This is a genomic window from Flavobacterium hibisci (assembly GCF_020026925.1).
GTDB classification, from domain to species: domain Bacteria; phylum Bacteroidota; class Bacteroidia; order Flavobacteriales; family Flavobacteriaceae; genus Flavobacterium; species Flavobacterium hibisci.
This window is the reverse complement of sequence record NZ_JAIQDW010000053.1, coordinates 1-735: the sequence shown is the minus strand read 5'-3', so window position 1 is coordinate 735 and position 735 is coordinate 1. Positions and strand designations below refer to the sequence as shown.

Genomic DNA, 735 nt, shown 5'->3' with positions numbered 1-735 from the left:
TTTAAATGTACAGCCATTGGCATCCTTAACCCAAACATCCCAGTTGGCATTTGTTGACGGATTTAGATCCGCACTGTTGCTGGCAACGTAATCTGATGCCACAGCAGCAACTCCGTCTTGTTTATAAGCATAAGTATATGTTGGAGTACCACCTGTAGCGGTTATTGTAACCTTAGAGGTAGCAACATTACAATTCGCATTTACCCTTGAAGCTGTAGCTCCTAATAAACTAGGCTGGGTAATAGTGATAGAAGTAGATGATGTACAGCCTGTAGTCTCATCTGTGAAAACAACAGCATAAGTACCTACTCCAAGGTTTGGCAGGGTAAATGAAGCCGCACTCTGAGCTGTAACTGCAGGAGCTGTGTTAACTTTATAGCTGTAAGTAGAAGAAAACTGGCTCACATCATATCTGATAGAACCTGTAGAACCTCCATTACAATAAACATCATTTAGTTTGGTAGCAATCACTGCAATTGGTGTAACAACAGGAACTGTGTGAGAACCTGTAGCATAACAACCGCTCGCATCGCTTACTTTGAAACTATAAGTAACTCCTCCGGCCAATCCGGTGAAAATACCAGTAGTATTTGATGTCACTGAAGCGGCAGGAGCCGTAATCTCATAAGTAATCGCTCCAACTCCTGTTCCTGCTGTCTTGGCAACAGTAACTGTACTGGTAGTACGAGACGCTGGAGTACAGTAAATATCGGTATGGGTAATACCTGAAATTAC

Annotated in this window: 1 protein-coding gene; it reads right to left on the bottom strand. The window is 42.6% G+C overall.

Going from position 1 to position 735, the window contains the following annotated elements; all coding sequences use genetic code 11:
* A partial coding sequence (locus K8B81_RS20800; RefSeq protein WP_223683442.1) for a hypothetical protein occupies positions 1-735 on the bottom strand: 735 nt, incomplete at both ends.